The organism is Streptococcus salivarius (genome assembly GCF_009738225.1).
Lineage (GTDB): Bacteria > Bacillota > Bacilli > Lactobacillales > Streptococcaceae > Streptococcus.
In genome coordinates this window covers 895,719-921,051 of record NZ_CP018187.1, presented here as the reverse complement: position 1 = coordinate 921,051, position 25,333 = coordinate 895,719, and the positions used below count along the sequence as shown (strand labels likewise).

Annotated in this window: 27 protein-coding genes and 3 pseudogenes; 3 read left to right on the top strand and 27 right to left on the bottom strand. The window is 40.2% G+C overall.

Translation table 11 applies throughout. From position 1 onward, the window contains the following. Positions 1-35 precede the first annotated feature (35 nt). Both BSR19_RS04675 and BSR19_RS04670 read right to left on the bottom strand, forming a co-directional pair. Positions 36-359 (bottom strand): annotated as a pseudogene (locus BSR19_RS04675) (2,3-bisphosphoglycerate-dependent phosphoglycerate mutase); the annotation flags it as partial. A gap of 39 nt (positions 360-398) precedes the next feature. Next, positions 399-788: a nuclear transport factor 2 family protein gene (locus BSR19_RS04670; RefSeq protein WP_002890784.1), complete on the bottom strand. Its 390-nt coding sequence runs from the start codon at positions 786-788 to the stop codon at positions 399-401. Positions 789-933: 145 nt separating this feature from the next. Here BSR19_RS04670 and BSR19_RS04665 point away from each other — a divergent pair, with 145 nt between their 5' ends. Then, positions 934-1,263: a winged helix-turn-helix transcriptional regulator gene (locus BSR19_RS04665; RefSeq protein WP_002890783.1), complete on the top strand. Its 330-nt coding sequence runs from the start codon at positions 934-936 to the stop codon at positions 1,261-1,263. 96 nt (positions 1,264-1,359) lie between these two features. On the opposite strand, the gene BSR19_RS04660 is transcribed toward BSR19_RS04665, so the two are convergent. Continuing rightward, a complete protein-coding gene (locus BSR19_RS04660; RefSeq protein WP_000240128.1) occupies positions 1,360-2,052 on the bottom strand; it encodes a phosphoglycerate mutase in 693 nt (230 codons plus the stop codon). 255 nt (positions 2,053-2,307) lie between these two features. Here BSR19_RS04660 and BSR19_RS04655 point away from each other — a divergent pair, with 255 nt between their 5' ends. Next, positions 2,308-3,243, top strand: coding sequence for a dihydroorotate oxidase (locus tag BSR19_RS04655; protein ID WP_155198183.1), 936 nt, complete (start codon positions 2,308-2,310; stop codon positions 3,241-3,243). Positions 3,244-3,305: 62 nt separating this feature from the next. On the opposite strand, the gene BSR19_RS04650 is transcribed toward BSR19_RS04655, so the two are convergent. From BSR19_RS04650 to hflX, 23 genes and pseudogenes are all read right to left on the bottom strand, one after another. Further along, positions 3,306-3,506, bottom strand: coding sequence for a hypothetical protein (locus BSR19_RS04650; protein ID WP_002890779.1), 201 nt, complete (start codon positions 3,504-3,506; stop codon positions 3,306-3,308). 59 nt (positions 3,507-3,565) lie between these two features. After that, complete coding sequence (locus BSR19_RS04645; RefSeq protein WP_002884048.1) at positions 3,566-3,841, bottom strand: HU family DNA-binding protein; 276 nt, start codon at positions 3,839-3,841, stop codon at positions 3,566-3,568. A 136-nt stretch (positions 3,842-3,977) separates the two neighbouring features. Next, the gene (locus BSR19_RS04640) at positions 3,978-4,550 is read right to left on the bottom strand and encodes a YpmS family protein (RefSeq protein ID WP_156246652.1); all 573 of its coding nucleotides are present in this window, start codon (positions 4,548-4,550) and stop codon (positions 3,978-3,980) included. After that, complete coding sequence (locus BSR19_RS04635) at positions 4,543-5,418, bottom strand: SGNH/GDSL hydrolase family protein (RefSeq protein ID WP_149561287.1); 876 nt, start codon at positions 5,416-5,418, stop codon at positions 4,543-4,545. Before BSR19_RS04635 ends, BSR19_RS04640 begins: the two co-directional genes overlap by 8 nt. After that, entirely contained in the window at positions 5,411-6,253 is an 843-nt protein-coding gene (locus BSR19_RS04630; RefSeq protein ID WP_156246651.1) for a DegV family protein, read from the bottom strand. Before BSR19_RS04630 ends, BSR19_RS04635 begins: the two co-directional genes overlap by 8 nt. A 69-nt stretch (positions 6,254-6,322) precedes the next feature. Further along, positions 6,323-7,993: a DNA repair protein RecN gene (gene recN, locus BSR19_RS04625; RefSeq protein WP_155211797.1), complete on the bottom strand. Its 1,671-nt coding sequence runs from the start codon at positions 7,991-7,993 to the stop codon at positions 6,323-6,325. An 8-nt stretch (positions 7,994-8,001) separates the two neighbouring features. Further along, a complete protein-coding gene (locus BSR19_RS04620) occupies positions 8,002-8,448 on the bottom strand; it encodes an arginine repressor (protein ID WP_002890762.1) in 447 nt (148 codons plus the stop codon). Continuing rightward, the gene (locus BSR19_RS04615) at positions 8,435-9,262 is read right to left on the bottom strand and encodes a TlyA family RNA methyltransferase (protein WP_002884054.1); all 828 of its coding nucleotides are present in this window, start codon (positions 9,260-9,262) and stop codon (positions 8,435-8,437) included. The genes BSR19_RS04620 and BSR19_RS04615 overlap by 14 nt, the downstream gene beginning before the upstream one ends. Further along, the gene (locus tag BSR19_RS04610) at positions 9,255-10,127 is read right to left on the bottom strand and encodes a polyprenyl synthetase family protein (protein ID WP_156246650.1); all 873 of its coding nucleotides are present in this window, start codon (positions 10,125-10,127) and stop codon (positions 9,255-9,257) included. The genes BSR19_RS04615 and BSR19_RS04610 overlap by 8 nt, the downstream gene beginning before the upstream one ends. Next, complete coding sequence (locus BSR19_RS04605) at positions 10,127-10,342, bottom strand: exodeoxyribonuclease VII small subunit (protein WP_002884058.1); 216 nt, start codon at positions 10,340-10,342, stop codon at positions 10,127-10,129. Before BSR19_RS04605 ends, BSR19_RS04610 begins: the two co-directional genes overlap by 1 nt. Next, positions 10,332-11,660, bottom strand: a complete 1,329-nt coding sequence (gene xseA, locus BSR19_RS04600; RefSeq protein WP_107372968.1) for an exodeoxyribonuclease VII large subunit — start codon at positions 11,658-11,660, stop codon at positions 10,332-10,334. Before xseA ends, BSR19_RS04605 begins: the two co-directional genes overlap by 11 nt. Positions 11,661-11,846: 186 nt before the next feature. Further along, positions 11,847-12,608 carry a hypothetical protein gene (locus BSR19_RS04595; protein WP_064521298.1) on the bottom strand — a complete coding sequence of 254 codons (762 nt, stop codon included), beginning with the start codon at positions 12,606-12,608 and terminating at the stop codon, positions 11,847-11,849. Between the two features lie 127 nt (positions 12,609-12,735). Then, positions 12,736-13,380, bottom strand: coding sequence for an endonuclease III (gene nth / locus BSR19_RS04590; RefSeq protein WP_002884001.1), 645 nt, complete (start codon positions 13,378-13,380; stop codon positions 12,736-12,738). Next, entirely contained in the window at positions 13,380-14,078 is a 699-nt protein-coding gene (locus BSR19_RS04585) for a DnaD domain-containing protein (RefSeq protein ID WP_004182658.1), read from the bottom strand. The genes nth and BSR19_RS04585 overlap by 1 nt, the downstream gene beginning before the upstream one ends. Positions 14,079-14,149: 71 nt before the next feature. Continuing rightward, positions 14,150-15,094 (bottom strand): homoserine O-acetyltransferase MetA, encoded by a 945-nt coding sequence (gene metA / locus BSR19_RS04580; protein WP_014634315.1) that lies wholly within the window; start codon positions 15,092-15,094, stop codon positions 14,150-14,152. A gap of 172 nt (positions 15,095-15,266) precedes the next feature. Next, on the bottom strand, positions 15,267-15,785 hold the full coding sequence (locus BSR19_RS04575) for an adenine phosphoribosyltransferase (RefSeq protein WP_004182660.1): 519 nt from the start codon (positions 15,783-15,785) through the stop codon (positions 15,267-15,269). A 117-nt stretch (positions 15,786-15,902) separates the two neighbouring features. Beyond that, positions 15,903-18,104, bottom strand: coding sequence for a single-stranded-DNA-specific exonuclease RecJ (gene recJ / locus BSR19_RS04570; protein ID WP_156246649.1), 2,202 nt, complete (start codon positions 18,102-18,104; stop codon positions 15,903-15,905). A 305-nt stretch (positions 18,105-18,409) separates the two neighbouring features. Further along, complete coding sequence (locus tag BSR19_RS04565; RefSeq protein WP_064521295.1) at positions 18,410-18,814, bottom strand: GNAT family N-acetyltransferase; 405 nt, start codon at positions 18,812-18,814, stop codon at positions 18,410-18,412. A 1-nt stretch (position 18,815) separates the two neighbouring features. Further along, positions 18,816-18,953, bottom strand: a pseudogene (locus tag BSR19_RS11865) (class I SAM-dependent methyltransferase); the annotation flags it as partial. A gap of 71 nt (positions 18,954-19,024) precedes the next feature. Continuing rightward, the gene (locus BSR19_RS04555; protein ID WP_156246648.1) at positions 19,025-19,792 is read right to left on the bottom strand and encodes an SDR family NAD(P)-dependent oxidoreductase; all 768 of its coding nucleotides are present in this window, start codon (positions 19,790-19,792) and stop codon (positions 19,025-19,027) included. Then, positions 19,792-20,721 (bottom strand): ribonuclease Z, encoded by a 930-nt coding sequence (gene rnz / locus BSR19_RS04550; protein WP_002884122.1) that lies wholly within the window; start codon positions 20,719-20,721, stop codon positions 19,792-19,794. Before rnz ends, BSR19_RS04555 begins: the two co-directional genes overlap by 1 nt. 29 nt (positions 20,722-20,750) lie before the next feature. Next, positions 20,751-21,392 carry a cystathionine beta-lyase gene (locus tag BSR19_RS04545; protein ID WP_156246647.1) on the bottom strand — a complete coding sequence of 214 codons (642 nt, stop codon included), beginning with the start codon at positions 21,390-21,392 and terminating at the stop codon, positions 20,751-20,753. Further along, complete coding sequence (gene hflX, locus BSR19_RS04540) at positions 21,385-22,623, bottom strand: GTPase HflX (RefSeq protein ID WP_037598873.1); 1,239 nt, start codon at positions 22,621-22,623, stop codon at positions 21,385-21,387. The genes BSR19_RS04545 and hflX overlap by 8 nt, the downstream gene beginning before the upstream one ends. Before the next feature lie 178 nt (positions 22,624-22,801). Here hflX and BSR19_RS04535 point away from each other — a divergent pair, with 178 nt between their 5' ends. Next, the gene (locus BSR19_RS04535; RefSeq protein ID WP_156246646.1) at positions 22,802-23,737 is read left to right on the top strand and encodes an IS30 family transposase; all 936 of its coding nucleotides are present in this window, start codon (positions 22,802-22,804) and stop codon (positions 23,735-23,737) included. A gap of 324 nt (positions 23,738-24,061) precedes the next feature. Here the strand turns inward: BSR19_RS04535 and BSR19_RS04530 are convergent. Further along, positions 24,062-25,231: pseudogene (locus tag BSR19_RS04530) on the bottom strand (FtsW/RodA/SpoVE family cell cycle protein); the annotation flags it as partial. Positions 25,232-25,333 lie beyond the last annotated feature (102 nt).

Genomic DNA, 25,333 nt, shown 5'->3' with positions numbered 1-25,333 from the left:
TTTTTTATTTGTTAATGATAACTACTTATCTCAGCTTATTTTCCGAGGTAGTATTCGCTAACAACGTTCAATTTTTCGTCAAATTCGAATACCAATGGTGGGAAGTTTGGAATTTCAACATCCATGATTTCGTCATCTGACAAGCCTTTGATGTGTTTTACAAGGGCACGGATTGAGTTACCGTGTGCACCTACGAATACGTTTTTACCATCTTTAAGAGCTGGAGCGATTTTATCCTCCCAGAATGGAAGGGCACGTTCCAAACTAACTTTCAAGTTTTCAGCATCTGGAATTACTGAGTCATCAAGTGAAGCGTAACGACGGTCAGTGTGTGCTGAGTGCTCATCATCACGATCCATAAATCAAATTTCATTTCAGATTATAGATTAATTTACTGCCTAACCCCAGAAAGCATCTTCTACTGCTTGATCTGATGAAAAGAGCCAAACTTCCTTGATCTTTCCATCATCCATGCGAAAAAGATCAATACCATTCATGTTGAGTTCCTCGCCGTCTGGGCGAGTTCCAACAAAGGTCACATTGGCTGCTACAAGGTCAATATTTTCAGACACCCAGTTAGTCAATACTTTGAAGGTACCGTTTGTTTTTTCTGAAAATTGAGCCAAGTGTGCTCCAAGTGCTTCTTTTCCAACAACTGTACCGGAATTACTATGCTGACCTGGCTGGTGCCAGATAATATCATCTGCCATAGTCTCAAAAACAGCTGGAAAATCACCTGTTATAAGACCATTGTTATATGCATTGAAAATTTCTAAATTTACTGACATGAGTTACTCCTCGTTTCTTTTATTTATGATATAATATTATCACTTACTAACAAAAAGACAAGTAGGCACTTTATTGTTATCTAGTATCAAATACGATACTATTATTGTCAAATAAGAGAATAATTTTAAAAAATTTGGAGGAATTATGGTAACCAAAGTCAGTGAATACGGAATTTGTCCTTTTGCCACGACGCAGCGTGTACTAACAGGCAAATGGGCTCTAGTCATCATCTATCAACTCAGTACGGGGACTAAGCGTTTTAATGAACTACAACGTCTAATTCCTGGCATTACCCAAACCATTCTAACACGACACCTCAGACAGCTCGAGAAGGATAAAATCGTGGAGCGTAAAGTCTATGCTGAAGTTCCCCCACGGGTCGAATACAGTCTAACTGAAATGGGTAGAAAATTTCAAGGTGTCCTAGATGCCATTGAAAGTTGGGGACTGGAGTATATCGAAACTCTAGACTAATTATCTCCTTGGTTCATCTCACCTTACAAAGTGAGACGAACCGAGAGTCACTTCTCAAAAAAAGGCGGAATAAATCCCGCCTTTTATCTTTTATAATTATTTTCCGAGGTAGTATTCAGAAACAACGTTCAATTTTTCGTCAAATTCGAATACCAATGGTGGGAAGTTTGGAATTTCAACATCCATGATTTCGTCATCTGACAATTGTTTGATGTGTTTTACAAGGGCACGGATTGAGTTACCGTGTGCACCTACGAATACGTTTTTACCATCTTTAAGAGCTGGAGCGATTTTATCTTCCCAGAATGGAAGGGCACGTTCCAAAGTAACTTTCAAGTTTTCAGCATCTGGAATTACTGAGTCATCAAGTGAAGCGTAACGACGGTCAGTGTGTGCTGAGTGCTCATCATCACGATCCATTGCTGGAGGCAATACATCATATGAACGACGCCAGATGTGAACTTGCTCATCACCAAATTGCTCAGCAGCTTCTGCTTTGTTTTTACCAGTCAAACCACCGTAGTGACGTTCGTTCAAGCGCCATGATTTTTCAACTGGAACCCACAATTGGTCAGAAGCTTCAAGAGCCAAGTTAGTTGTTTTGATCGCACGTTTCAATACTGAAGTGTATGCTTGGTCAAATTCGATACCAGCTTCTTTAATCAATTTACCAGCGTCGATAGCTTGTTGAGTACCTTTTTCAGAAAGATCTACGTCAGCCCAACCTGTGAAAAGGTTAGCTTTGTTCCATTCAGACTCACCGTGGCGAGCGAAAACCAATTTTACCATTAGTTATGTCTCCTTTTTATTTTGGGTTAAACCCATTTACTGTATCTATTCTACCCAAAAAACCTTGAAAAAGCTAGCAAAATCCAAAAAATTCTGTAAAATTCTATTGCTTCTTGTTTTGGCAAAAAGAGACGATATCAGAATTTCGTTTTAGAGGCTTTAGCCCGTCCAATATTTCCTTGTTTTAGGCCCCTTTTCATGCTAAAATGAGATGAAATAGTAACATTTTACTTTGTGATCTTTAAGGAGGATCTTATGGTTTCTACTGCTACAAAAGTTGGTCAGTTTACGTTTAATAACTGTCTTATGAATGCCGCTGGTGTTCATTGTATGACTAAGGAAGAATTGGCAGAGGTTGATGCTTCGGCTGCAGGTTCATTTGTCACAAAAACAGGAACACTTGAGGCCCGTCCCGGTAATCCTGAACCACGTTATGTGAATGTACCTCTTGGGTCAATCAACTCAATGGGATTGCCAAATAACGGTTTCGAATACTACCTTGACTATGTCATTGAATTACAAAAGCAACCCAATACAAAAAATCATTTTCTTTCTCTCGTTGGTCTTTCACCTGAGGAAACACACACCATTCTTAAAAAAGTTCAAGAAAGTGACTATGAAGGACTGGTTGAACTCAACCTTTCATGTCCTAACGTTCCGGGTAAACCTCAAATCGCTTACGATTTTGAAACAACAACCGAGATCCTAACTGAAGTCTTTTCTTACTTTACGAAACCTCTTGGTGTGAAATTACCACCATACTTTGATATTGTCCACTTTGACCAAGCTGCTGCCGTTTTCAACCAATTCCCACTTGTCTTTGTTAACTGTGTGAACTCAATTGGTAATGGCCTTTACATTGAAGATGAGTCTGTTGTCATCAAACCTAAGAATGGTTTTGGTGGTATTGGGGGTGACTACATCAAACCTACTGCCTTGGCAAACGTTCATGCTTTCTACCAACGTTTGAAACCTGAAATCCAAATTATTGGTACTGGTGGTGTAAAATCTGGTCGTGATGCTTTTGAACACATCCTTTGTGGCGCAAGTATGGTACAAGTTGGTACTGCCCTTCAAAAAGAAGGTGTCGCTATTTTTGACCGTATTACTAAAGAACTTAAAGAAATCATGGAAGAAAAAGGTTACGAAACTCTTGAAGACTTCCGAGGAAAACTTCACTACATCGACTAGTCTATAAAAAAAGTTTGGAAAATCTTCCAAACTTTTTTTGTTATTTGATGAAGATTCTCTTATTAGACAAGACCATCATCATCGCGTTCATCCCAGTCTTCAAAAGGGTCCTTGCCCTCTTTTTCAGCTTGAAGACGTTTCTGACGCGCTTCTTCAATTTGTTCTTCACTTGGCTTCATCAGTTTGCTAATAGCAACAATACCTGATAGTTTAATAACAGTAAAAACCAAAAGAAAAATCAATACCACTGTTATGGTTTTCATAGATTTCCTTAACTTATTTCGTATAAATCAAAACCCCTAAAATCTTAGGGGTTTTTACATTATTTAACTGCGTCTTTAAGAGCTTTACCAGCTTTAAATGCAGGAACTTTAGAAGCTGCGATTGAGATAGCTTCACCAGTTTGTGGGTTACGACCTTGACGAGCAGCACGTTCGCGTACTTCAAAGTTACCGAAACCAATCAATTGTACTTTTTCACCTGCAGCAAGAAATTCTTCGATAGAAGCGAAAACTGCATCTACAGCTGCTGCTGAATCTTTTTTAGTAAGCTCAGTTGCTTCTGCAACTTTAGCGATCAAATCTTGTTTGTTAGCCATTGTAACAATCCTCCAATTTATTTCTAAGCGAATAGTTTTTTTAGCGCTTGAACAAGTATTATCTTATCCTAAAAGACCTATGAGGTCAAGTAATAAACGCTAATTTAATCGCTTTTTTGCAAAAAGTAAAGGCTTTTTAATTTATTGTCTTATAGATGTCAAATTCGATACGGTCATTAACCAAATCTAGGCTTTGAGCACGTGCTGTTATCCCCTTCTCATTCTTCATAGACTGAATATTTAGGGTAACCTTTCCCTTCTTACTATCGATTGCGATGTAATCAGGAAGGTTAGTCGAACGTTTAATCATCTTAAGGACATCCGAAACAGGCAGTTTCAAGGTTCCAGCTGAAAGCTCAGAAACATGCAGTACAATTGCTCCTGATTCACTAACAACCGGCGTAAAATAGACATATAGAGGAACAGCATGACCTAAAACCTTATAGCTACTTTCAAAAACAATTTTAGAATTGGTAACCTTGACCTTGAAACGCATCTTATCAGTCGAATAATCCTGGGCAAAGCCTGTAAGAGCAGCGTCAAGCTCATCCTTAGTCATACTATATTTTCCAATTTTAGTTGCTCCCTTGGGTAGGGATACAGAACTTGTCGTCTCCACTGGAGTCATGATTCTATATGTCACAACACTTACTAGGGCTAGATCTAAGGCCAAGAGTCCTAAAAATAGCCACTTCCATATCTTACTCACCTGACCACTCCTTCTTTGTTTGGTTAATACGTTTCAAAATGGCATCTGACATAATTTGATAACCTGTATTATTTGGATGAAAATGATCATCCTCAAAAAGAGCATCGTTCAGGCTATCTTGAGAAGATTTACTAGACTGAGAGGTATCATCAGAACTTGTAACACCGCCCTTACCATCAATTCCCTTATAAAGCAAATCATTTACAGGAACAAAATACACATTATCGTACTCTTTGCACACCTCTTCAGTAGACTGGTTCCAATTATCTACAATAGTTTGCATTTCTGTCATCTCTGGAAAATTAAGATAAAAAGGATTGTAAATACCAACAATATAAATTGGTAATGTTTTATTTTCCTTGCGAGCTAGCTCAATAATCTGTCTTAATCTCTTTTGATAGGCCTGAGCAGGCTTAGTGAAGGTAGCTACATTAAGATTCGTGATATTGTCCTTAATGACATGGATCACATCATTACCACCAACTGTCAGAGTCATCACTTTAGCCTTTTTGAGATCTCTTTGAATATCCTTCTTTTCTTGCATTCTTTTGAGAATTTGATTACTTGTATTCCCCGCAATACCGTAGTTACGAGAAGTTACTTGCCAGTCAAAATCTGACTCTAATGCCTGTGATAGCACAGGAACGAATCCTCCTTGATTACTACTATCACCTACCCCTTGAGTAAGGGAATCACCAATAGCAACATAGGTCACATTTTCATTTTTAATAGATTTAATCTTTTCTGCAATTTTTGATGACTGATGCGTACTAGGAACGATAAAAATGAAGAGGCCGACAAATAAGAGAAAAAGCAAGAAGAAGCCTACAAGGCTTCTAACTAATTCTGATTCTTTCCACTTATTCATAACGAACCATTACGGCAAAGGCGCCTTCACCAGTGTGCGTTTGAATGATGGAACCAGTCTCAAGGATTGAAATTGGAGCACCCAAACCCTCAAGTTTTTCAGCCAGTTCATGTGCTAAATCAGGTGTCCCTGCATAAGAAATACCAATCTCTGCCACTTTTAGGTCCTTATCCTTGATACCATTAATATAAGAATCTAACCATTTCGTGAAAGTCTTAGCTCCTCGCCCCTTAGCAACCGTATTCAACTGATAGTCTTTCAACTCCATGATGACACGGATATTGAGTAATGAAGACAGAAGACCTGTTACACGTCCAATACGACCACCTTTAACCAGATTCTCAAGGGTAGAAACACCAATATGAAGTTCTGATTTATTTTTCACTTCTTCAACATGGGCTACAATCTCATCAAGACTAGCTCCTGCTTCGGCTAATTTAGCTGCCTCAACAACTTGAAACTTGAGGCATTGATCCGTAAAGCCTGAATCGATGACAGTTACATCTGCTCCTGAAAGACTAGCTCCTTGACGTGAGGCTTCACATGTCCCAGAGAGTGTGTGCATAATGTGGATTGCCACAATTTGTTCTGCACCTTCTTTGACAAGATTTTCATATGTCTCAGCAAACAAACCTACAGGTGGTTGGCTTGTCTTTGGTAACTCTTTACTATGCTTCATCATTTCCAAGAAACGGCCTTCTTCTCGAAGATCACTATCTGAATAGATGACACCGTCCACCATTACCGACAATGGGACAACAGTGATATTATATTTTTTAACCAATTCTGGTTCAATCGTGATTGACGAATCGGTTACAATTCTGATTTTACTCATAATTTTCTCGCTTAACACAAATTTTTATTCTATTATAGCATGACTGGAAAGTTTTTCCCAAGTCTTTTCCTAAAGAGAGTCATCCACCTTTAACAAAGCTCTTGCTTGGCTCAAGGCAGCCTCCGTCACGTTATCACCTGCTAACATCTTAGCGATCTCTTGCACCCTTTCCTCAGGTGTCAAAAGACGAACACGAGAGACAGTTGTCTCATTATCGCTTTCCTTAGAAATAAAGAACTGATAATCAGCAATAGCAATAACTTGCGGAAGGTGACTGATGGCCAAGACCTGACCATGACTCCCAATCTTATGAATCTTCTGAGCGATGGCTTGGGCAACACGTCCTGAAACGCCAGTGTCAACCTCATCAAAGACGATACTTGTTTTATCTTCTTTGCGGGCAAAGGCTGACTTAATTGCTAACATGAGTCGAGATAATTCACCACCTGAAGCTACCTTAACAAGCGGTTTAAAGCCTTCACCTGGATTGGTTGAGATGTAAAACTCAACCTGCTCATTACCATCACGATTAAATTTCCCCTTAGTAAAGGTAACTTTAAAATCAGCCTTATCCATATAGAGGTCGCATAACTCGTTCTTAATCTCAGCTTCAAGAGCCGTAGCAATTTGATGGCGTGCTGTTTGTAGGGTCTCCGCAGACGCAAGCAGGTCCTTTTCAAGTTGCTTAAGCTCTTGTTCCATAGCATCTGACGAGCTAGAGTTTCCTGTCAGAAGATTGTATTCTTTACTTGAATTTTCCAGATAATCCAAGACGTCATCGACAGTCCCACCATATTTACGAGTAATGGCATTAATGGTATCTAAGCGGTGTTCAATCTCTTGTAAACGCCCAGCATCAAAGTCCAGATTATCCAAAAAATCACCTAGTTGCTTAGTGACATCTTCCAGAACATAATAGGCTTCTGATAGATTTCCAGAGAGTTCTTTGTAATCAGAGTCATACTCTTCAAGAGACTGGAGGTCATTCATGGCAGAACGAACATTTGAAAGGCTTGAAAAATCTTCATTATCCAGCATGACATAGGCATTTGTTAAGGTATCAGCAATCTGCTTATGATTAAGAAGCTTGTCTCGCTCCTGCATCAAAGCCAAATCTTCTCCTGATTTTAGAGAGACTGCTTCAATTTCTGCAATCTGAAATGCTAACATTTCAATTCGAGCCTTATGCTCCTGCTCATTTTTCTGCTTTTCAAGAACGGATTTTCTTAACTCACGATAGCGGTCAAAATACTCCTGGTACTCTTTCTTAGTCTGGAAAAATTCCTTGTCACCAAAGGCATCAAGCATGGTAATATGCAGAGCAGGTTTCATAAGCTCTTCCTGGTCATGTTGTCCATGGATATCTACCAAGAAATGCCCAACAGCCTTAAGCGTCGTTAAATTGACCATCTGCCCATTGATGCGACTAACACTTCTACCATTTTGGAAGATTTCACGACGGATAATCAATTCATCCTCAACAGGAATCCCATTATCTTCCAAGATACTAACCAAGGCAGGATTTTGTTCGATTGAAAAGAAGCCCTGAATTTCAGCCTTAGATGCTGAATGACGGACAACCTCACTAGAAGCCCTAGCACCCAACATAAGATTCATAGCATCTATAATAATGGACTTACCAGCACCTGTTTCACCAGTAAGGACGGTCATACCATTCTCAAAGTTTAGAGAAATCTCTTCAATAATTGCGAAATTCTTTATCGTAATTTCGAGAAGCATAGGCCCTCCTATTCTTCAACCCACTTAATGATTTGCCCCTGCAGTTCAATAGCTGCTAACTCTGACTGAGCCACTAAAAAGAGGGTATCATCATCAGCAATAACACTAAAAATCAAATGCTTGTACTCATCTAAAAGAATCTTCTTGATGAGGCGGCTTGTCCCAGGTTGAACAACGATATTCATAAAGGCATGTTGACGATCAACGCGCAACAAGCGACGAGTCGCAACAGAGGTTCCACCTACTCGTCTAGGAGCAGTTGAGAGCCCATAGATGTAAGATCCGTCTTCAGTTGGTACTTTGGTAATACCAATTTCATTGATATCACGCGATACAGTCGCTTGAGTAGCCTTTAATCCCTCATTTTGGAGTAATTTTACCAATTCTCCTTGAGTCGTAATTTTATTTTCTTGGACAATCTTTCGGATTAACTCCAAACGATCATTCTTCTTCATTCTTTTTAAACTCCTTGTGTGCTTGTGCTACAACTTCCTTAATAGAGGTTTGAGCATCATTTTGAGGAGAATTTGTCTTCTCCAAGTGTGCGAGAAACTCAATGTTACCATGACCACCTTGGATAGGTGAAAAGTCCAGCCCCTTAACTGAAAAGCCATAGTCAACCGCAAAAGCAGTCACTGTTTCTAACACTTTTTCATGGACACTGCTCTCACGGACAATCCCGTTTTTCCCAATTTGTTCACGGCCCGCCTCAAATTGTGGTTTCACAAGAGCAACAACTTGCCCCCCATCAACCAATATCTTAGCCAAAGCCGGTAGAATCAGATTAAGAGAGATGAAGCTGACATCGATTGATGCAAAAGACGGTAGTCCTTCTGTGAAATCGACAGGTTCAGCATAACGAAAATTATATTGCTCCATGGAACGAACACGCTCATCTTGACGCAATTTCCAAACCAACTGATTGGTACCGACATCAACAGCATAAACCAGTTTGGCCCCATTTTGAAGCATAACATCAGTAAACCCACCTGTTGAGGCTCCGATATCAATGGTCGTCATACCTTCAACTGACAGATTGAAAACTTCCAAAGCTTTTTCAAGTTTGAGTCCTCCACGACTCACATACTTAAGTTTTTCACCTTTAAGCTTCAACTCTGTACCGTCGTCGATTTTTTCACCAGGTTTATCGTAACGCTCACCATTGATAACATTAACAACTAAACCTGCCATTACGCCACGTTTTGCTTGTTCTCGTGTTTCAAAAAGGCCTTGTTTATAAGCCAAGACGTCTACTCTTTCCTTAGGCATGGAGTCGTAACCTTTCTATGATTTCTATAATACTGTCTTTCTTGAAACCTTGAGTCTCAGCTAGATTTTGGAAAATAGCCTCCGCTTTATTGAGTGATTCCTCGAGGATAGCATGTGATTTTTCCAGACCAAGAAGAGCCGGATAGGTTGATTTCCCAGCTACTACATCTTTTCCAGGTGTCTTTCCAAGTTCTTCGAAATCAGCAGTCACATCCAAAATATCATCACGTACTTGAAAGGCAAGACCAATCAGGCGACCAGCTTCTTTCAGATTTTCCAAAACCTCTAGATTTTTTTGAGCAACAATACCAGCCGCCACAAAAGGAAAGGTTAAAAGCTTACCTGTCTTATGCTCATGAATTTTAGACAGTTGCGATAAATCAAGTTCCTGACCTTCCCCCTTCATATCCAACATCTGGCCACCAACCATACCGAAGGTGCCTGAGGAATGAGACAATGCTTGAATCAATTGAACTCGAATTTCTGCTGATAGCTCTGTTTGGGACAGGAGATCAAAGGGATCCAAAAAGAGAGAATCGCCAGCCAATATCGCCGTTGCTTCATCAAATTTCTTATGGTTGGTTAAACGTCCTCGACGGTAATCATCATCATCCATAGCCGGCAGATCATCGTGAATCAGACTTCCAGTATGAATCATTTCAAGACTCGCTGCAACATCGAAATGACTAGGAGTTAGCTCTAAACCAAATCCTTCAAGTAAATCTAAGAAAATCAGTGGACGAATACGCTTACCGCCACTATCAACTGAATAAAGAATAGCAGTGATTAAATCACTTGATACAGGAAGATTATTTTTTTGGTAGTAATCACGGATAGCCGCATCAATTTTATTTAGCTTGCTCATTAGGCATCCATTTCCGTTTCTGTACCATCTGCTTGCATAACCTTAACTAGTGTTTTTTCAGCATCTTCCAAGGTCTTCTGCAAATCCTTAGACAAGGCCATACCTTTTTGGAACTCAGCAATAGCATCCTCAAGAGCAACATCTCCTGTTTCGAGCTTAGTGACAATGGCTTCTAAGTCCTGTAAATTTTCCTCAAATGTTTTTTTAGTTGACATTTTTTACCTCTACTTCTAGTTCTCCATCTCTCATTTGGACGGTTAATTGATCACCTTCGGTAATATTCTTGGTACTGGTTAAAGGTTTATCATCTTTTTTGACAATGGCATAGCCCCTTGCAACAATACGGCTAGTATCTAGAGACAATAAAGCATCCTGTGCCTTTTCTAATCTCACACGGTTACCATTAATGGTGTTCTTGGTTGTGGTCACCAATAAACGTTGCAAAGACTCTCGACGGTCTTGATAGTTCTGAACACTGCTCAGAAGATTTAAGCCTTGTAAGCGTTGTTTCAAAAGTTCCGCTTTTTTTTGCTTTCGCTCGAAATCTTGACTCACGAAGGTTTCAAGCCTTGTTGTTAGTCGATCCAACTTTTGTAAATAACCATCATATAGGCGCTCAGGTTGCCTAAAGACAACAGATTGTGACAGTTTAGCTAAACGTTCTTGATTGTACTGTATACGTCTCAAACAGGCTTGATAAGCTCTATTTTGTCTTTCACGAATCCAAACCAAGGTATCGGCCTTTGATACCGGAGTAGCAAGTTCTGCCGCTGCTGTAGGTGTGGCAGCCCTTCGATCTGCAACAAAGTCAGCCAAAGTCGTATCTGTTTCGTGACCAACACTTGAAATCACAGGTAGACGACTCCCAAAAATGGACTGAACAACAATTTCCTCGTTAAAAGCCCAGAGGTCTTCAATAGAACCTCCACCACGACCAACGATAAGTAAATCTAAGTCATCCCTTTGATTGGCTTTTTGAATATTTTCAGCAATTTCCTGTGCAGCTCCTTCACCTTGAACCTTGGTAGGGAAAAGTAAGATTTCTACCCCTGGAAAACGACGACTAACGGTCGTAATAATATCTCGAATAACCGCACCACTAGGACTTGTGACAACCCCGATTTTTTTGACAAAATTAGGCAGCGCTTGCTTATGACGATCATCAAAGTAGCCTTCTGCAGTCAATTTTTTACGAAGCTGTTCAAACTGGATAGCCAAAGCTCCAATACCATCCGGCTCAGCCTTCTCTATAATAATGGAATAAGAGCCACTAGGCTCATAAATCTGGACACGACCTACGACATTGATCTTCATCCCTTCTTCGAGTTCAAAACCAAGTTTTTTGAAAACTCCAGCCCAAATCGTCGCCTGAATAACAGCTCCTTCATCCTTAAGCGAAAAATATTGGTGACTCGGGCGGCGACGAAAATTGGAAACCTGTCCCGTCAAATATACCCTCTCTAAATAAGGATCACGGTCAAATTTCATTTTCAAATATTTGGTTAAGGATGTGACCGATAAATAGTCTGACACGACAACTCTCCTTTATTTAACCTATCCTCGAAAACCTGAAGACATTAAAAAAGTTCTGCAGAACTATCATCCCCAAATCTTCTCAGTCGGCTTTTTAATTGTATACACGATTACTTAAAATTATACCAAAAAAGACTGTCAAAAGACAGTCTCAACCACCATTGTCAGGTGTTTTATATGGTTTCATTAATCGGTTGTATATTTTTTTGAAACAACGTCCCAAGAATCGCTTGAACCATCAATACCACCATAGGCTTCGAGTTGTCCCTTCTTGTCCACACGGAAAAGAAGAACATCATTACCATAGGCATCATAAAGTTGAGCATAAACTAGGTTATCATCATCATCCGTCCAAGAATAGACTTTCCAACCTAGATTTTTATAATTTTCTCCTGTTGACCCTTGTTCTTTAGCATAAGTAGAAACTACCCAGTCTTCTAACTGTTGGTCAGACAAGGATGAGGTATCAACTTGAGAGGATTGGTTATCAGATGATGCTGCTGCTTGTTCCTTACTTTTAGCTAACTGACCATTTTTCCATGGATTTGTTACACTCTCTTTTTGGTTATTACTATACCACATCAAGGTAACCACAGGAATAACCACTGCAAGTACTGCAACAACTCCAATTACCCATCTAATGATTTTAGGATCTTTGAGTTTATCAAAACTCGAAACTTTTCTTCCCTTTGTAGTTTCATTTTTACGACGTCTAAATTCGCTCACAGCTTTTTCCTCTTTTTCTTGAAAGTAGTCCCTTTTTTTCTTTTCCTCTTGTTCCAAGAGTTTTTGCACTTCCCTACGACCCTGCGGATCACTCGTTTGAGCCAATGAAATCTGCAACTGAAAAATACGATTATCCAAAGCTTGCTCATATTCTTTGGCTGCTTCTCTATCACCATTATCAGCTAAGGCTCTCAGATACTCTTCATTACTGAATTCAGCCATTCACTATATCGCTCCTGCTTCTAAATCGTTTCTTCTATTTTCTTAAAGCCTGAGACTTTTGTCAAGTTACTAGTTTGTAACAAATTCTTACAGCTGTAAAAAGCCGAAGAAAGTCACATTCTCCAGCTTATTTCTTGGTTGTTTCTTTATAATACTTACAATAACTTTGAAGAGGACATGTCTGGCATTTAGGATTCTTAGCCAAGCAATGATAACGTCCAAAGAAAATCATACGGTGATGACTGATAATCCAATCCCTCTTTGGGATTTTCTTCATCAGTTCTGCTTCAATTTCCTCTACACTAGCATCCTCTGGCACGATATTTAGCCTCTTAGATACACGTGAGACATGCGTATCTACAGCAATAGAAGGAATACCATAAACCTCAGCTAAAACCACGTTAGCTGTTTTTCGTCCCACACCAGGTAGACTTTCCAATTCCTTATGCGTTTTCGGAACCTGTCCATCAAAATTCATTAAAACAGCTCTAGCAGTCTTGATGATGTTCTTTGCTTTATTCTTGTAAAGACCAATCGTTCGCAAACACATCTCAACATCATCGAGGTTGGCAGAAGCCAAATCCTCAATTTCTGGATAACGCGCCCACAAGCCTGGTGTAATTTTATTAACAGCCTTATCAGTTGTCTGGGCTGATAAAATAACAGCAACTAACAGTTGGAAAGGAGTTTCCCACTCCAACTCTCCATGAGCATTGGGAAACATCTCCCCCATGAGAGCTAGAGCCTCATTAACACGTTTTCTTCCTAACATTATTGGCCACCCCATAATTGACGGGCTGCATCCATTCCTGTTTTGAAGTCATCCGAAACTTGGTGATGGTGCTTCTTACCTTGATGCTCCAAACGACGCTCTTCAACTTGAATTTTCGTCGTAATACCACTCAATTTCCAGTTACGCAGAACCCCTTTGATGTAATTCCAATTTGTCTTGCGGTTAAATACTGCTTCTTTCAGAGCTTCACGGATAAGTTCGGGATCAGTATGCTCTTCTTGAATTTCCTTGTTTAAATCTTCGATAACCATAGGATTCAAGATTCCCAAAGCTTGTTCTAACTCATCTGTTAACTGCTTGATGAGCTGTGTATTTGTAGGCTGACCAACTACAGGCCCCGTCGTTGTCTTTTCATTGCTCACTAACTTATCCAAAACTGCCAAGGCAGGTGAAGCATCTACAACCATCTCAATTTCATTATTAACCTTAATAGTCGTGAAATCAAGGAGTCCAGCCTCAGTCAATGTCGTAATACTTTTATTAACCTCAGTTGGTGTCTTTCCAGTTGCTTGCGCTATCTGACTAGAAGCCACTTCTCCAATCTGAGTTGTCGTTTGTAGATAGAGAAACTGCCAAACCAGAAAGTCATCCGCAGATGGAAAAATATCCTTAAAGTGGAAAAATAAAGCATTAGGAAGGACCAGATTGCCTGATCGATACTGTTCAAAAAAACTCATATTTACCTTTCAGAGTAGCTAGACACCTAAAAAGTCTTTATGCGCTCACATAAGTCTTTTGAGACTGTCTACTACAAATAACCGTAGAATGAAAAATCGTCTTCCAACTCTTCTAAACGATAAGGTGTTTCTTGATATACCGCATAGTTAATCCAATTGCTAAAGAAGGCCGATGCCGCAAGATTCCAACGCAGTTTAGGTTCCTGACTTGGATCATCCTCTGGGAAATAGTTTGCCGGTACGTCTGGATCGATCCCGGCATCCAAATCTCTTCGGTATTCTCTGGCCAGAGTATCACGGTCATATTCAAAATGACCGAAACTATATACTTCACGAAGATTCTTACTTGCTAAGATGGATAAACCGACCTCTGGTCCTGACACAACAATATCTAAATCCGTCTTGTTTTTAATATCCTCGAGCGTAACCTCAGTATAGCGAGAGTGTGGTGACACAAAGCTATCATCAAAGCCATTCATAAGGAAGTTTTCAGGCATGTCAACCGTTTGTTTATAGATACCAGATAATTTCTCTGACAATGGGACCTTGTCAACTCCATGCTTATAATAGAGACCTGCTTGAGCTCCCCAACACAGATGAAGTGTTGAATAGACATGCTTTTTAGACCAATCAAAAACTTGTGTTAATTCTTGCCAATAATCCACTTCCTCAAATGGCATTTGCTCAACAGGTGCACCTGTTACGATGAGACCATCATAATACTTATGCTTAATTTCATCAAAAGTCTTATAAAAGGTTTCCATATGTTCGGCATGGGTATTTTTTGACTTATGACTAGCCATATAAAGAAACTCGACGTTAATTTGAAGTGGCGTATTGGCCAAAAGACGTAGCAATTGAGTTTCCGTAACTTCTTTAGTAGGCATAAGATTAAGGATTAAGACCTCCATTGGTCGAATATCCTGGCTACTAGCTCTGTTCTCATCCATGATGAAGACATTTTCCGAACGCAATACATCAAGAGCTGGTAACTTATTATCAAGTTTTATAGGCATAACAATATCTCCATCCTTATTTATTCTATCTTCATATTATAAACCGGGGAGGTATTGTTATCAAATATATATTTTCTCTAGTTAGCTATAGCTTTAAACTATATTTAGAGGCTACCTTTGTTTTAAAAGAGTTAAAAAGGCCCTAAGGCCTTTTGTTAGTTCATAGATAGATTTATCCTGGGAAGTTCATCAATACTTTAGTATCGTAACCTTCAATAGCTTCACGTCCATTAAGACCATCAAGCTCAATCAAGAAGGCACAACCAGCAACGACACCACCTAGGCGCTCAATCATTTCAATTGTAGCTTTGACGGTACCACCAGTTGCCAAGAGATCATCAACGATAAGTACACGTTGGCCTGGCTTGATTGCATCGGCATGCATACAAAGTGTATCGACACCATACTCTTTTTCGTAATCGGCTGAAATCACTTCACGTGGCAATTTACCAGGTTTACGAACAGGAGCAAAACCAATACCAAGTTCAAAAGCAACTGGACAACCAACGATGAAACCACGCGCTTCGGGACCAACAATCATGTCAATCTTCTTATCAGTCGCATACTGAACGATTTCACGGATAGCATAGCTATAAGCATTTCCATCAGCCATCAAAGGACTAATATCACGGAAAGTAACCCCTTCTTTAGGGTAGTTTTCAATAGATGCAATATAATCTTCTAATTTCATTTGTTCTTCCTATAGGCTTTTCGCCAAAAAATATTTACATACCATTATAACATGAAATAGTAAATTTAGAAAATGCTAACCCTCATTTCGAGACGAATCCTTTGGATTAAAACTCCCCTACTTATAAAGCCAATCATAAATTTCCTGTGGTGTTCCCAAAGCCATGAGTTCTTGGAACTTAACTAGTCGTTTCAGATCTTGGAAAATCTGACTGTCCTCAATCTCACGTTTTTCAGCTTCTTTATTGACTGTCATAACACCATTATCAATAGTCACAAAATCCAATTCATCAAAGATTTGAATCATCTTAATCAGAAGAATCTTGTCGATTTTAAGGTAATGACTGAGTTCATCCAATTTATAGCGAACATCGAATTCTGGGAATTGGTAAATGGTTTTATAGAGCCTTGCAAATTGCCCTCTTGTTCCATAACCTGTCAGATAATAGGCTTCCTTTATACTATTTTTAAAATAGATAGCCTGGAAATCTTTACCTTCAAACCACTCTTTTAATTCCGTCGCTGATTCAGGTAGGGTGTTGAGGATAACCGCAGGCTCTGTGTCTGCTGCTTCTTCTACCGATGGTAGACCTTCAGGAAGTGCCATATTTTTTGAGCGGAAATCAAATAATTGAACACCATCTACACGCGCATCTTCTAGCATGAGCTGTAGCGTTGTCTGACCATTCCAAACATTAACAGACAAGGTCACTGCCAATTCCAAACCTTGAGCTTGTTGAAATTCTTGAAGCAGATTACCTTTATTAAAAGCGGCAACGTCAAAGCTATCCTTGCCTTGCTTCACCTTAAACTTAAGATGGGCTCCATTTTGTCCCATTGTCCTAGCTTGAGTAACGGTAATATCATGTAGCCAAAAGACTGGCTTTTTATTATCCATACCAAAAGGTGCTAGTTTTTCAAGGCTCTTAATGGTATCCAAGCTAAGCTCACTGAGTTGGAGCTCCTCGTCTAAATTAAGCGTATTTTTGGCAGTCGTATCAATGTCATTATCGTAGACATAATTGCACAAAATATCTGAGAGTTGACCAAGATTTTCCTCCGGAAGGGTCATCCCAGCGGCTCCAGCGTGTCCTCCAAATGCAGTAAAGATGTCTCGGTGGTCATCAAGCGCATGGAAGATATTGATAGATTCCAAACTACGGGCTGAACCCTTAGCCAGACCATCTTCAATATTCAAAACCACTACTGTCTGGCTGATTTGTTCCATGATGCGCCCCGCTACAATACCTAGAACACCAGGATGCCAACCTTCCTTGGCCAAAACCTGAACTGGTTTGTCCAAGTCTACCATGGTCATAGCTTCATCAAAGATTTTTTGAACAACTTCCTTACGTTCTTCATTTTTAGCATTGATTTCCAGAGCAATGGCTTGTGCTTCCTCATCGTCAAATCCGGTCAACAGTTCAATGGCTGGATTTGGATCATCTAAGCGTCCCAAGGCATTGAGTTGAGGAGCCAGTTTGAAGCCTACCGTTTCTTCGGAAATCGTTGTTGGGTCTACATCTGAGATGCGGAGCAATTCTTGAAGCCCAATACGCTCAGTAGTCTTGAGAATTTCCAGGCCGACCTTGACCATAATACGATTTTCATCCGTTAAGCTAACCATATCAGCAATGGTACCAATGGCTACCAAATCCAACATCTCTGTAGGAATAGTTTCAAGGAGGGCCGTTGCCAATTTGAAAGCTACACCACATCCTGCCAAATACTTAAAAGGATAATCGGCATCTGGATGCTCTGGATGGACAATGGCATAGGCATCTGGAAGCTGTGCCGGCATACTATGGTGGTCTGTAACGATAACGTCCACACCTTGCTCTTGCGCATAAGCAATAGCTTCATTTCCCGCAACCCCATTATCCACTGTAACAATGAGTGAAATGCCTTCCTGCTCAATGAAATACTTATAGACACTTTCGTTTGGCCCATAACCATCTGTGAAACGGTTAGGCAAATAGACTCGAGCCTCAGCGCCCATCATTTCAAGGGCTTCCTTGACAATCGATGCTGATGTCATCCCATCCGCATCATAGTCTCCATAGACTAAGATTTGCTCGTAATTTTCAATGGCCTGACGAATTCTAGCAACCGCCTTGTCCATATCATGAAGAAGATATGGATCATGAAGGTGTGATAAATCAGCCTTAAGAAAGTCTTCAAGGGCCTCTTCTGTCGTCACGCCACGTTCATAGGCAATCTTAGCTGCTGTTTCTGCCAGTCCATGTTCTTTAGCAAGTTTAAAAAAGCCAGCATCTGGCTCTTTTGTGTTTATTTTCCAATCATACGTTGATGTAATCATGTTTTTATATTTTCTCCCTGTCATCTAGTCAACCTATTATAACATGAAAAAATTTATCATAGTGAATAGAAGCCTAAGTTTCCTAGAAAGAGAATGGAAAACATCGAAAGGTGCTTCGACTCGTGCTATATTTCCAATCAAGACCTGCTTTTCTGGATAAAATAAAAAACTAGGTATTGCTCCTTATTTGACTTATGTTTTCTCAAATATTCTTCTCTTCTTTTTATCTAGCTCTATTCTACTATCATTTTCAAGTAATATTAGAAAAAACAAGAAAAAGATTCCCTATTTGGAAATCCTTTACATCAATATTTATAAATCATCCCTGTACAAGCTTGCTCTGAAAGTTCGATAAAGCCCAGAGATTGGTAAAAAGCTAGATTTTTCTCGCTACGTTCAGTGACAAGGAGTCGTTGATAGACATTGGGAAAAGTTGCTAAAGCCTCTTCTAAGAGTTTCTTTCCGATTCCTTGGCGCTGATGATCTGGTCGCACCAAGAGGTCCTGCACCAAAAGAACAGAGTGTCCATCTCCTACCAAGCGAATGTAGGCTACTAACTCTTCCTCATCATAAACTGCCAACTGCCAGAGACTAGCTTTGACAGCTTCTTCTAGCATAGCTGGGTTGTTGGTATAATTGGTCCAGCCGACTGAACTGTACAGTGCGAGTAGGTCTGTTATCGCTGGAATCTCTTTTTTATAATTTAACATCTTAACTCCTTTTTAACCTATAATGCTGGAAGAAGGCGATATCCCGATAAGGGGATTCTTGGCAGACCGCCAGCTCCATCTTGAGCATAGACTCTCGCCATCCCTCTTGGTCTTTGAAGCGATTGTCCTGCAAGGCGTATTATACCTGTCCTCAGGGTTTCCGGATGGTTTCTAAATAGACTTGAATATTGACTGCCATCTACCATTCCCCTATTTGTAGTTAAACACATTGGTAGCTAGTTTGTCCGAGATGCGTGGAAATAGCGTATATCCTTTGTGGGCAACTGATAAGAGTCGTGGTAGATTGACTTCACGTTTGTTTTTACCCAGAATACGAACAATCTTTTTAGCCACGTATTTAGGACTGAGGACAAACTTCTTAACACTCTCAAGATAGGCTCCAGAGGGATCTGCTTGGTCAAAGAAGCTTGTCTCAATTGGACCAGGATTGACTGTAGTCACATAGACTCCCTTATCAGCCAGCTCTAGACGAAGGGCATCTGAGAAGCCAATTACAGCAAACTTTGTCGCTGCATAGACACTTGAGTTGGCTGTCGCAATTTTTCCCGCCATACTGGCGATATTGATGATATGGCCATGGCCTTGCTCCACCATTTTCTCAGCCATCAGACGTGAAAAGGTCATCGTCGCAAAGGTATTGATATCAAACATATCACGGACCTCTTGGCTAGTGTAATGATCATAAGACTTGAATTCACCGAAACCAGCATTATTGATAAAGACATCAATACGTCCAAATCGTTGATAGAGATAATCGACCATTTCTTTAATGGCACTGTCGTCTCTAAGGTCAATGGCAAGGCAAGTTTTATTTTCAACATGGCGATAACATTTCTCAAGTTTATCCTTGTCTCTTCCTAAGAGGATAATGCCATCACTGGGTGAGAGCTGCTTGACAATTTCTTGTGCAAGCCCTCCTGAAGCACCAGTAATAGCGATAATACGTTGTTTAGCCATTAAATCTCTACCTCTTCCAAGTCACGAACGATGTGGGTGTTTTCGAAAATTGTTTTAGCATCTGCTGCCATCTTACCGATATCACGCCCCAAGAAACGAGCTGATACGTGATTTAGAAGAAGACGTTTAGCTGACGCATCTTTAGCGACCTGTGCTGCTTGCATGTTGGTTGAATGCCCATGGCTCTTGGCAATTTTTTCGTCACCTTTACCATAAGTAGACTCGTGCACCAAGACATCTGCTCCCAAGCCAAGACGAACACTGGCATTCGTCTTACGAGTGTCACCTAAGATAGTGATAACCTTACCTTTCTTAGGTGCGGAAATAAAGTCCTTGGCAATGATTTTGGTTCCATCTTCAAGAACCACGTCTTGCCCATTCTTAATTTGACCAAAAAGCGGACCAAATGGCACACCTGCTGCTTTAAGGGCCTCAGCATCCAAGGTTCCTTCAAGATCCTTTTGAACCACACGGTAACCAATACAAAAAATGGTATGATCCAACTTATCTGCATAAACAGCGAACTTGTCATTTTCCATAACCAAGCCAAGCTTATGCTCATCAATTTCCTTAAAATGCACATGGTAAGGGAGGCGTGTTCCAGAGGTACGAAGACTAGTCATAACATATTGTTTAATGCCGACTGGACCATAAACCTCTAAATCTGTTTGTTCTTCACTCGATTGGAAAGAACGGCTAGCCAAGAAACCAGGTAGGCCAAAGATATGGTCTCCATGCATATGTGTGATAAAGATTTTTTTAACTTTACGAGGTTTGATTGTTGTTTCTAAAATCTGACGTTGGGTACCTTCTCCACAGTCAAACATCCAGACCTCATTGATTTCATCGAGTAACTTCAGAACCAGACTCGACACGTTACGGGCCTTGGAGGGCTGCCCGGCACCCGTCCCTAAAAATTGTAATTCCATGACTTCCTATACTTTCTATCTATCGTTTTTTATTTCTGGACAATATAAGCCAGGCATTCACGCTGAGCAAAGCCGTAATAAACGGTTTGCCCTTTATATTGAGACAAAAGTTCCACTAATTCATCTTGATTGAAGCTAGCCAACTTAATGACATTCCCCTTCAACTTAGTTACACGACTAAGTAACTGTGTCTCAGGTGTCAACTCTTCCAATACTTCTTCGTCAAAATCAACCTTGGCCATCTTAATTTGAGTGCCTTCAAGATAAACCTTATACTGCGGGAAAACTTGAGCAAGCTCAAACAAAATGCTAGCCGTTGGAACCTCTAAATGCTCTGCAAAGACTAAGGCTACCTCATCAGCATTTTCATAGCAAAATCCATAGGATTTTCCTGACAAATTGAGGCGAATAAATGGCTTGTGCTCATCAAAAGATGGTGCAGGGTTAAAGAGGTTCAACTCCTTTGAAAGGTCCAAATAGTAATCCGTCGCTGCTTCAGGAGATTGTTTTTGGTAAATCTCTGCAAAATAAGCATTAATCACGCTTGGTGGTGGCGTAATGAAAGCCAATTTTTGACTGTCCGAAAGGTCTGACAAGGTATTTTTCAAATAGACCTTATCTAAACTTGTAAAACCACCATATTTTAAAGCTAAATCCATATAATCAGTCATAAAATTCTTCCAATTTCCATTTATTTTTCGGTGAAATATAACCTGTAATTTCTTCCACTTCTGTCTCAAAAGTGTAGCTATCTAGCAAGGCTAATTGACTCAACTGATAAAGTTTATAAGCTTGATCCTGATGGACCTTAATACTAAAAGGTTCAAAAATCTGTTGAATTTCATCAATCAAGAGTCTTCTTAGTGCCTCACGACTTCCCTTGTCACGTGCTGAGAGACGAACATTTGGAAAGACTGTTGCTACTAGGTTATCAGCTACATCCATCTTATTGTAAATTGCTAGGCGAGGAATATCAGTCATGTCTAAGTCTTTTAGAATGTCTAAGACCACCTTTTCATGCTCTTCGTGATTAGGATCACTCGCATCAATAACATGCAAAAGAAGATCCACATTACGACTTTCTTCAAGTGTTGACTTAAAGGCAGCAACCAATTCTGTTGGCAAGTCCTGGATAAAACCAACCGTATCTGTCAAGGTCACTTGAAACTGATCCTTTAAGTAAATTTTCTTAGTCGTTGCATCCAAGGTCGCGAAAAGTTCATTAGCCTCATATTGCTTATCATCCGTCATAAGGTTCATGATTGTTGATTTCCCAGCATTGGTATAACCAATCAAACCAATTTTAAAGGCACTTGAATCAACACGCTTTTCGCGAATGGTTTCTCGGTTCTTCTCAACAACCTTTAACTGGCGTTCAATATCAGCAATCTGGTTACGAATCGAACGACGATTGAGCTCCAATTGACTTTCACCAGGTCCACGGCTACCAATGCCCCCTGCTTGACGGCTGAGCATAATCCCTTGACCAGCTAAACGGGGCAACATGTATTTTAGTTGAGCTAGGTGAACCTGAAGTTTCCCTTCATGGCTTCTAGCCCTCATGGCAAAGATATCCAAAATTAATTGCATACGATCAATAACTTTTACGCCAAATGCTGCTTCAAGATTGGTATTTTGACGAGGTGTTAAACGGTTATTGACAATGACCGTAGTAATCTCATCCGCATCCACCATGGCCTTGATTTCTTCTAATTTTCCTGAACCTACGAAAGACTTACTATCATAGCGTTCACGTTTTTGGGTATAGCTAGCTACAACCTCTGCTCCTGCAGTTTTGGCAAGACTGGCAAGTTCCTCCATTGACATGTCAAAATGCTCTGTTTCTTGCAATTCAACACCTACTAAAATAGCACGTTCTTGCTGTTTGGCTGTCTCTATCATAGCAAACCCCTTTTCAAAATAGTCAACTTTTATTATACCACAGGCAGGGGCAAAGAAAAGGTCACAGACCTTAATTTTTTTCAAGATAAATTGTAAAATATAGTGCAACAAAAAAACTCATAGCGTTTCATTGGTGTAAACTGTAAGTAACCACACAAACAGAACCCGAGGAAACACTATGAGCTACTCCCATCTTACCATAACCGAGCGAATAAAGATAGAAGCCTATTTGGAATTAGGTTTGAAACCTTGCCAAATTGCCAACAAACTTGGCGTACATAGATCCACCATCTCAAGAGAGTTAAGACGATGCCAAAATGGCTATTCCGCAGCCTTAGCACAGGAACAGTACGACCACAGGGCTAAACAAAAAGGTCGGAAGTCTTGTTTGACACCAGAGTTGAAAAAGGAAATTGAGGACGGTTTAAAATCCTCCTGGTCGCCTGAACAGATTTGTGGCCGCTATCAGCTTGAACAAAAGCCAATGGTAGCTTTTAAAACCATCTATAACTGGCTCTACGCCGGTTTGATTGATCTGGATTTAAGCGTCCTGCGTCGTAAAGGAAAGACTCGACAACCCAAAGAAACACGTGGGACATTTAGGATTGGCACATCAATTGCCAAACGTCCTAAAGAGGTCAGGAATCGTGAGACTTTTGGCCACTGGGAGCTTGATACTGTGGTGTCTTCCAGAGGCAAAAGCAGGGGCTGTTTAGCGACCTTTCTGGAGCGAAAAACGCGCTTTTACTTAGCTTTCAAGATACCAGACAGAACAGCCAAATCCATGTTTTTAGCCATCAAACAACTTTGTAAGCTATTTCCAAAAGAGGCTCTTAAAACCTTCACTTCAGACAGGGGAAAAGAGTTTGCCTGCTATCCTCTGGTAGAGAACTTAGGAACTTCCTTTTTCTTTGCGGACGCCTATTCATCCTGGCAGAGAGGAAGCAATGAAAACGCAAATGGCTTACTAAGAGAATATTTCCCAAAGAAAACAGATTTAGCCGCTATCTCTGAGGAGGCTTTGAACAAAGCCTTATATGATATCAATCACAGACCGCGAAAATGTTTAGCTTACAGAACTGCTTGTGAAGCTCTAGAGGATGAGTTCGAGTAAATGTTGCACTTATTCTTGCAATTTATCTCAAAGAAAAACAAGTTGGATTAACCAACTTGTTTTCTCTTAATGTTTACGTGTCGGTTTCTTTTTCGAACCCTTACGACGCTTGCCTTGATGAATGCTTGGCGTATTTTGAGAAATGGTTTGACGCATTTTCTCAGTGGCCTTATCAACCTTATCTTTAGCCTTGACCAATTCTTGAGAGGCCTTAGTAACACTCTTCGAAGGCTTATTTTTCTTAGACTTGCTCTTAGAAACAGGTTTCACTTGACTAGTTCCAGACGTACGCATACGACGAGACATAGCCAGGAGAATTTTATTTTCCTCGTTGAGGTTGGTTTGATAAGCCATTGAAAGCACCAAACCAACACCAATCAAGTTAGAGATGAGTGATGACCCCCCTTGAGAAATAAAGGGCAAAGGAATACCTGTCAAAGGAAGAATTCCCACTGCTGCCCCAATATTTTCAAAAATATGGAAGACAATCATCATGATAAAACCTGTCGAAATAAAGGTATAGAAACGATTGTTAGACCTGAATGTCACCCGCAACATGCGATAAATAAGGAAGAGATAGGTTAGAAGAACCAATCCACCACCTACCAAACCAAAGTCTTCCGCAATAACTGTGAAAATCATGTCACTCTCACGAACCGGTACGTTCAACTCCAGATGATTAAAGCCTTTACCATAGATTCCTCCAGTACCAATCGAAATCATCCCCTGTGTCTGTTGAAAGGCGATACCATCTGCATAAGTGAAAGGATCCAACCAAGCTGAGATACGGTTAATCTGGTAGGTTTGTACCCCCATCTTGAGCATAGCTTCCTTACCCCAATCTGTGGTAAATACCATTACAAACAAGCCTAATCCCACTGCAAAAGCTAGAACTACCGGCAAGATAATACGCCAGGATATCCCCGAAACAACTATTATACCTGCTAAAATAGCGAGGAAGACTAAGGCTGTCCCCATATCACCTTGAAGAACCAGTAAACCTAGGACAGGAAGCGTGACCGCTACATATTGGAAAAGTAGCAACCAGTCATCTTGAAGTTCAGTTACTTCCTTTCCTTGTTTAGCCCAAACACCTATTCTCGAAAGAAAAAGGATGTAGGATATCTTCATAAATTCTGATGGTTGGAAAAGGGTGACTGATCCAATGCTGACCCAGTTTTTTGCCCCTGTCGAGGCAACCAAAGCAGGTGAATAGAAAACGAGAGGTAGAACCATAAGTCCCAGGCCAAAAATATAGAGCCAGGGGGTTGCCTTCCAAAGAAACTCTGTATTAAATAACATGACAACAAAAGCAAGTACTGAACCTAGAAAAATCCATAGTACTTGCTGAGACATGACTTGCACAAGATTCTTTGGGTAATCAAAATTTGTCGCGATAAATACCGAGACCAGACCAACCAGTAGTAGAATAAGGACTGGCAAGAGAATCGAGTAATCTATCCGACTTTCAATAGTATTTTTTGACTTAGCCATGTGTACTCCAAAATAAAGATTTAGCAAGAGTTATTATACCACTTTTTGGCCAGACAAATGACCTGAATGTATAAAAGTTTGACAATTTTTTACGAAAAAAGC

Bases quoted from the DNA above. Each gene is read 5' to 3' on its own strand.
- BSR19_RS04565 (WP_064521295.1), bottom strand. From the start codon at position 18,814: ATGTTAAATTATAAAAAAGAGATTCCAGCGATAACAGACCTACTCGCA.
- BSR19_RS04630 (WP_156246651.1), bottom strand. From the start codon at position 6,253: ATGAGTAAAATCAGAATTGTAACCGATTCGTCAATCACGATTGAACCA.
- BSR19_RS04650 (WP_002890779.1), bottom strand. From the start codon at position 3,506: ATGAAAACCATAACAGTGGTATTGATTTTTCTTTTGGTTTTTACTGTT.
- BSR19_RS04655 (WP_155198183.1), top strand. From the start codon at position 2,308: ATGGTTTCTACTGCTACAAAAGTTGGTCAGTTTACGTTTAATAACTGT.
- metA (WP_014634315.1), bottom strand. From the start codon at position 15,094: ATGCCTATAAAACTTGATAATAAGTTACCAGCTCTTGATGTATTGCGT.
- BSR19_RS04585 (WP_004182658.1), bottom strand. From the start codon at position 14,078: ATGAGTTTTTTTGAACAGTATCGATCAGGCAATCTGGTCCTTCCTAAT.
- BSR19_RS04555 (WP_156246648.1), bottom strand. From the start codon at position 19,792: ATGGCTAAACAACGTATTATCGCTATTACTGGTGCTTCAGGAGGGCTT.
- BSR19_RS04665 (WP_002890783.1), top strand. From the start codon at position 934: ATGGTAACCAAAGTCAGTGAATACGGAATTTGTCCTTTTGCCACGACG.
- recJ (WP_156246649.1), bottom strand. From the start codon at position 18,104: ATGATTACATCAACGTATGATTGGAAAATAAACACAAAAGAGCCAGAT.
- BSR19_RS04575 (WP_004182660.1), bottom strand. From the start codon at position 15,785: ATGAAATTAGAAGATTATATTGCATCTATTGAAAACTACCCTAAAGAA.
- BSR19_RS04615 (WP_002884054.1), bottom strand. From the start codon at position 9,262: ATGCCTAAGGAAAGAGTAGACGTCTTGGCTTATAAACAAGGCCTTTTT.
- BSR19_RS04660 (WP_000240128.1), bottom strand. From the start codon at position 2,052: ATGGTAAAATTGGTTTTCGCTCGCCACGGTGAGTCTGAATGGAACAAA.
- BSR19_RS04545 (WP_156246647.1), bottom strand. From the start codon at position 21,392: ATGACTGATTATATGGATTTAGCTTTAAAATATGGTGGTTTTACAAGT.
- BSR19_RS04620 (WP_002890762.1), bottom strand. From the start codon at position 8,448: ATGAAGAAGAATGATCGTTTGGAGTTAATCCGAAAGATTGTCCAAGAA.
- BSR19_RS04610 (WP_156246650.1), bottom strand. From the start codon at position 10,127: ATGAGCAAGCTAAATAAAATTGATGCGGCTATCCGTGATTACTACCAA.
- nth (WP_002884001.1), bottom strand. From the start codon at position 13,380: ATGTTAGGAAGAAAACGTGTTAATGAGGCTCTAGCTCTCATGGGGGAG.
- BSR19_RS04645 (WP_002884048.1), bottom strand. From the start codon at position 3,841: ATGGCTAACAAACAAGATTTGATCGCTAAAGTTGCAGAAGCAACTGAG.
- recN (WP_155211797.1), bottom strand. From the start codon at position 7,993: ATGCTTCTCGAAATTACGATAAAGAATTTCGCAATTATTGAAGAGATT.
- BSR19_RS04635 (WP_149561287.1), bottom strand. From the start codon at position 5,418: ATGAATAAGTGGAAAGAATCAGAATTAGTTAGAAGCCTTGTAGGCTTC.
- BSR19_RS04595 (WP_064521298.1), bottom strand. From the start codon at position 12,608: ATGGCTGAATTCAGTAATGAAGAGTATCTGAGAGCCTTAGCTGATAAT.
- BSR19_RS04535 (WP_156246646.1), top strand. From the start codon at position 22,802: ATGAGCTACTCCCATCTTACCATAACCGAGCGAATAAAGATAGAAGCC.
- BSR19_RS04605 (WP_002884058.1), bottom strand. From the start codon at position 10,342: ATGTCAACTAAAAAAACATTTGAGGAAAATTTACAGGACTTAGAAGCC.
- BSR19_RS04670 (WP_002890784.1), bottom strand. From the start codon at position 788: ATGTCAGTAAATTTAGAAATTTTCAATGCATATAACAATGGTCTTATA.
- rnz (WP_002884122.1), bottom strand. From the start codon at position 20,721: ATGGAATTACAATTTTTAGGGACGGGTGCCGGGCAGCCCTCCAAGGCC.
- hflX (WP_037598873.1), bottom strand. From the start codon at position 22,623: ATGATAGAGACAGCCAAACAGCAAGAACGTGCTATTTTAGTAGGTGTT.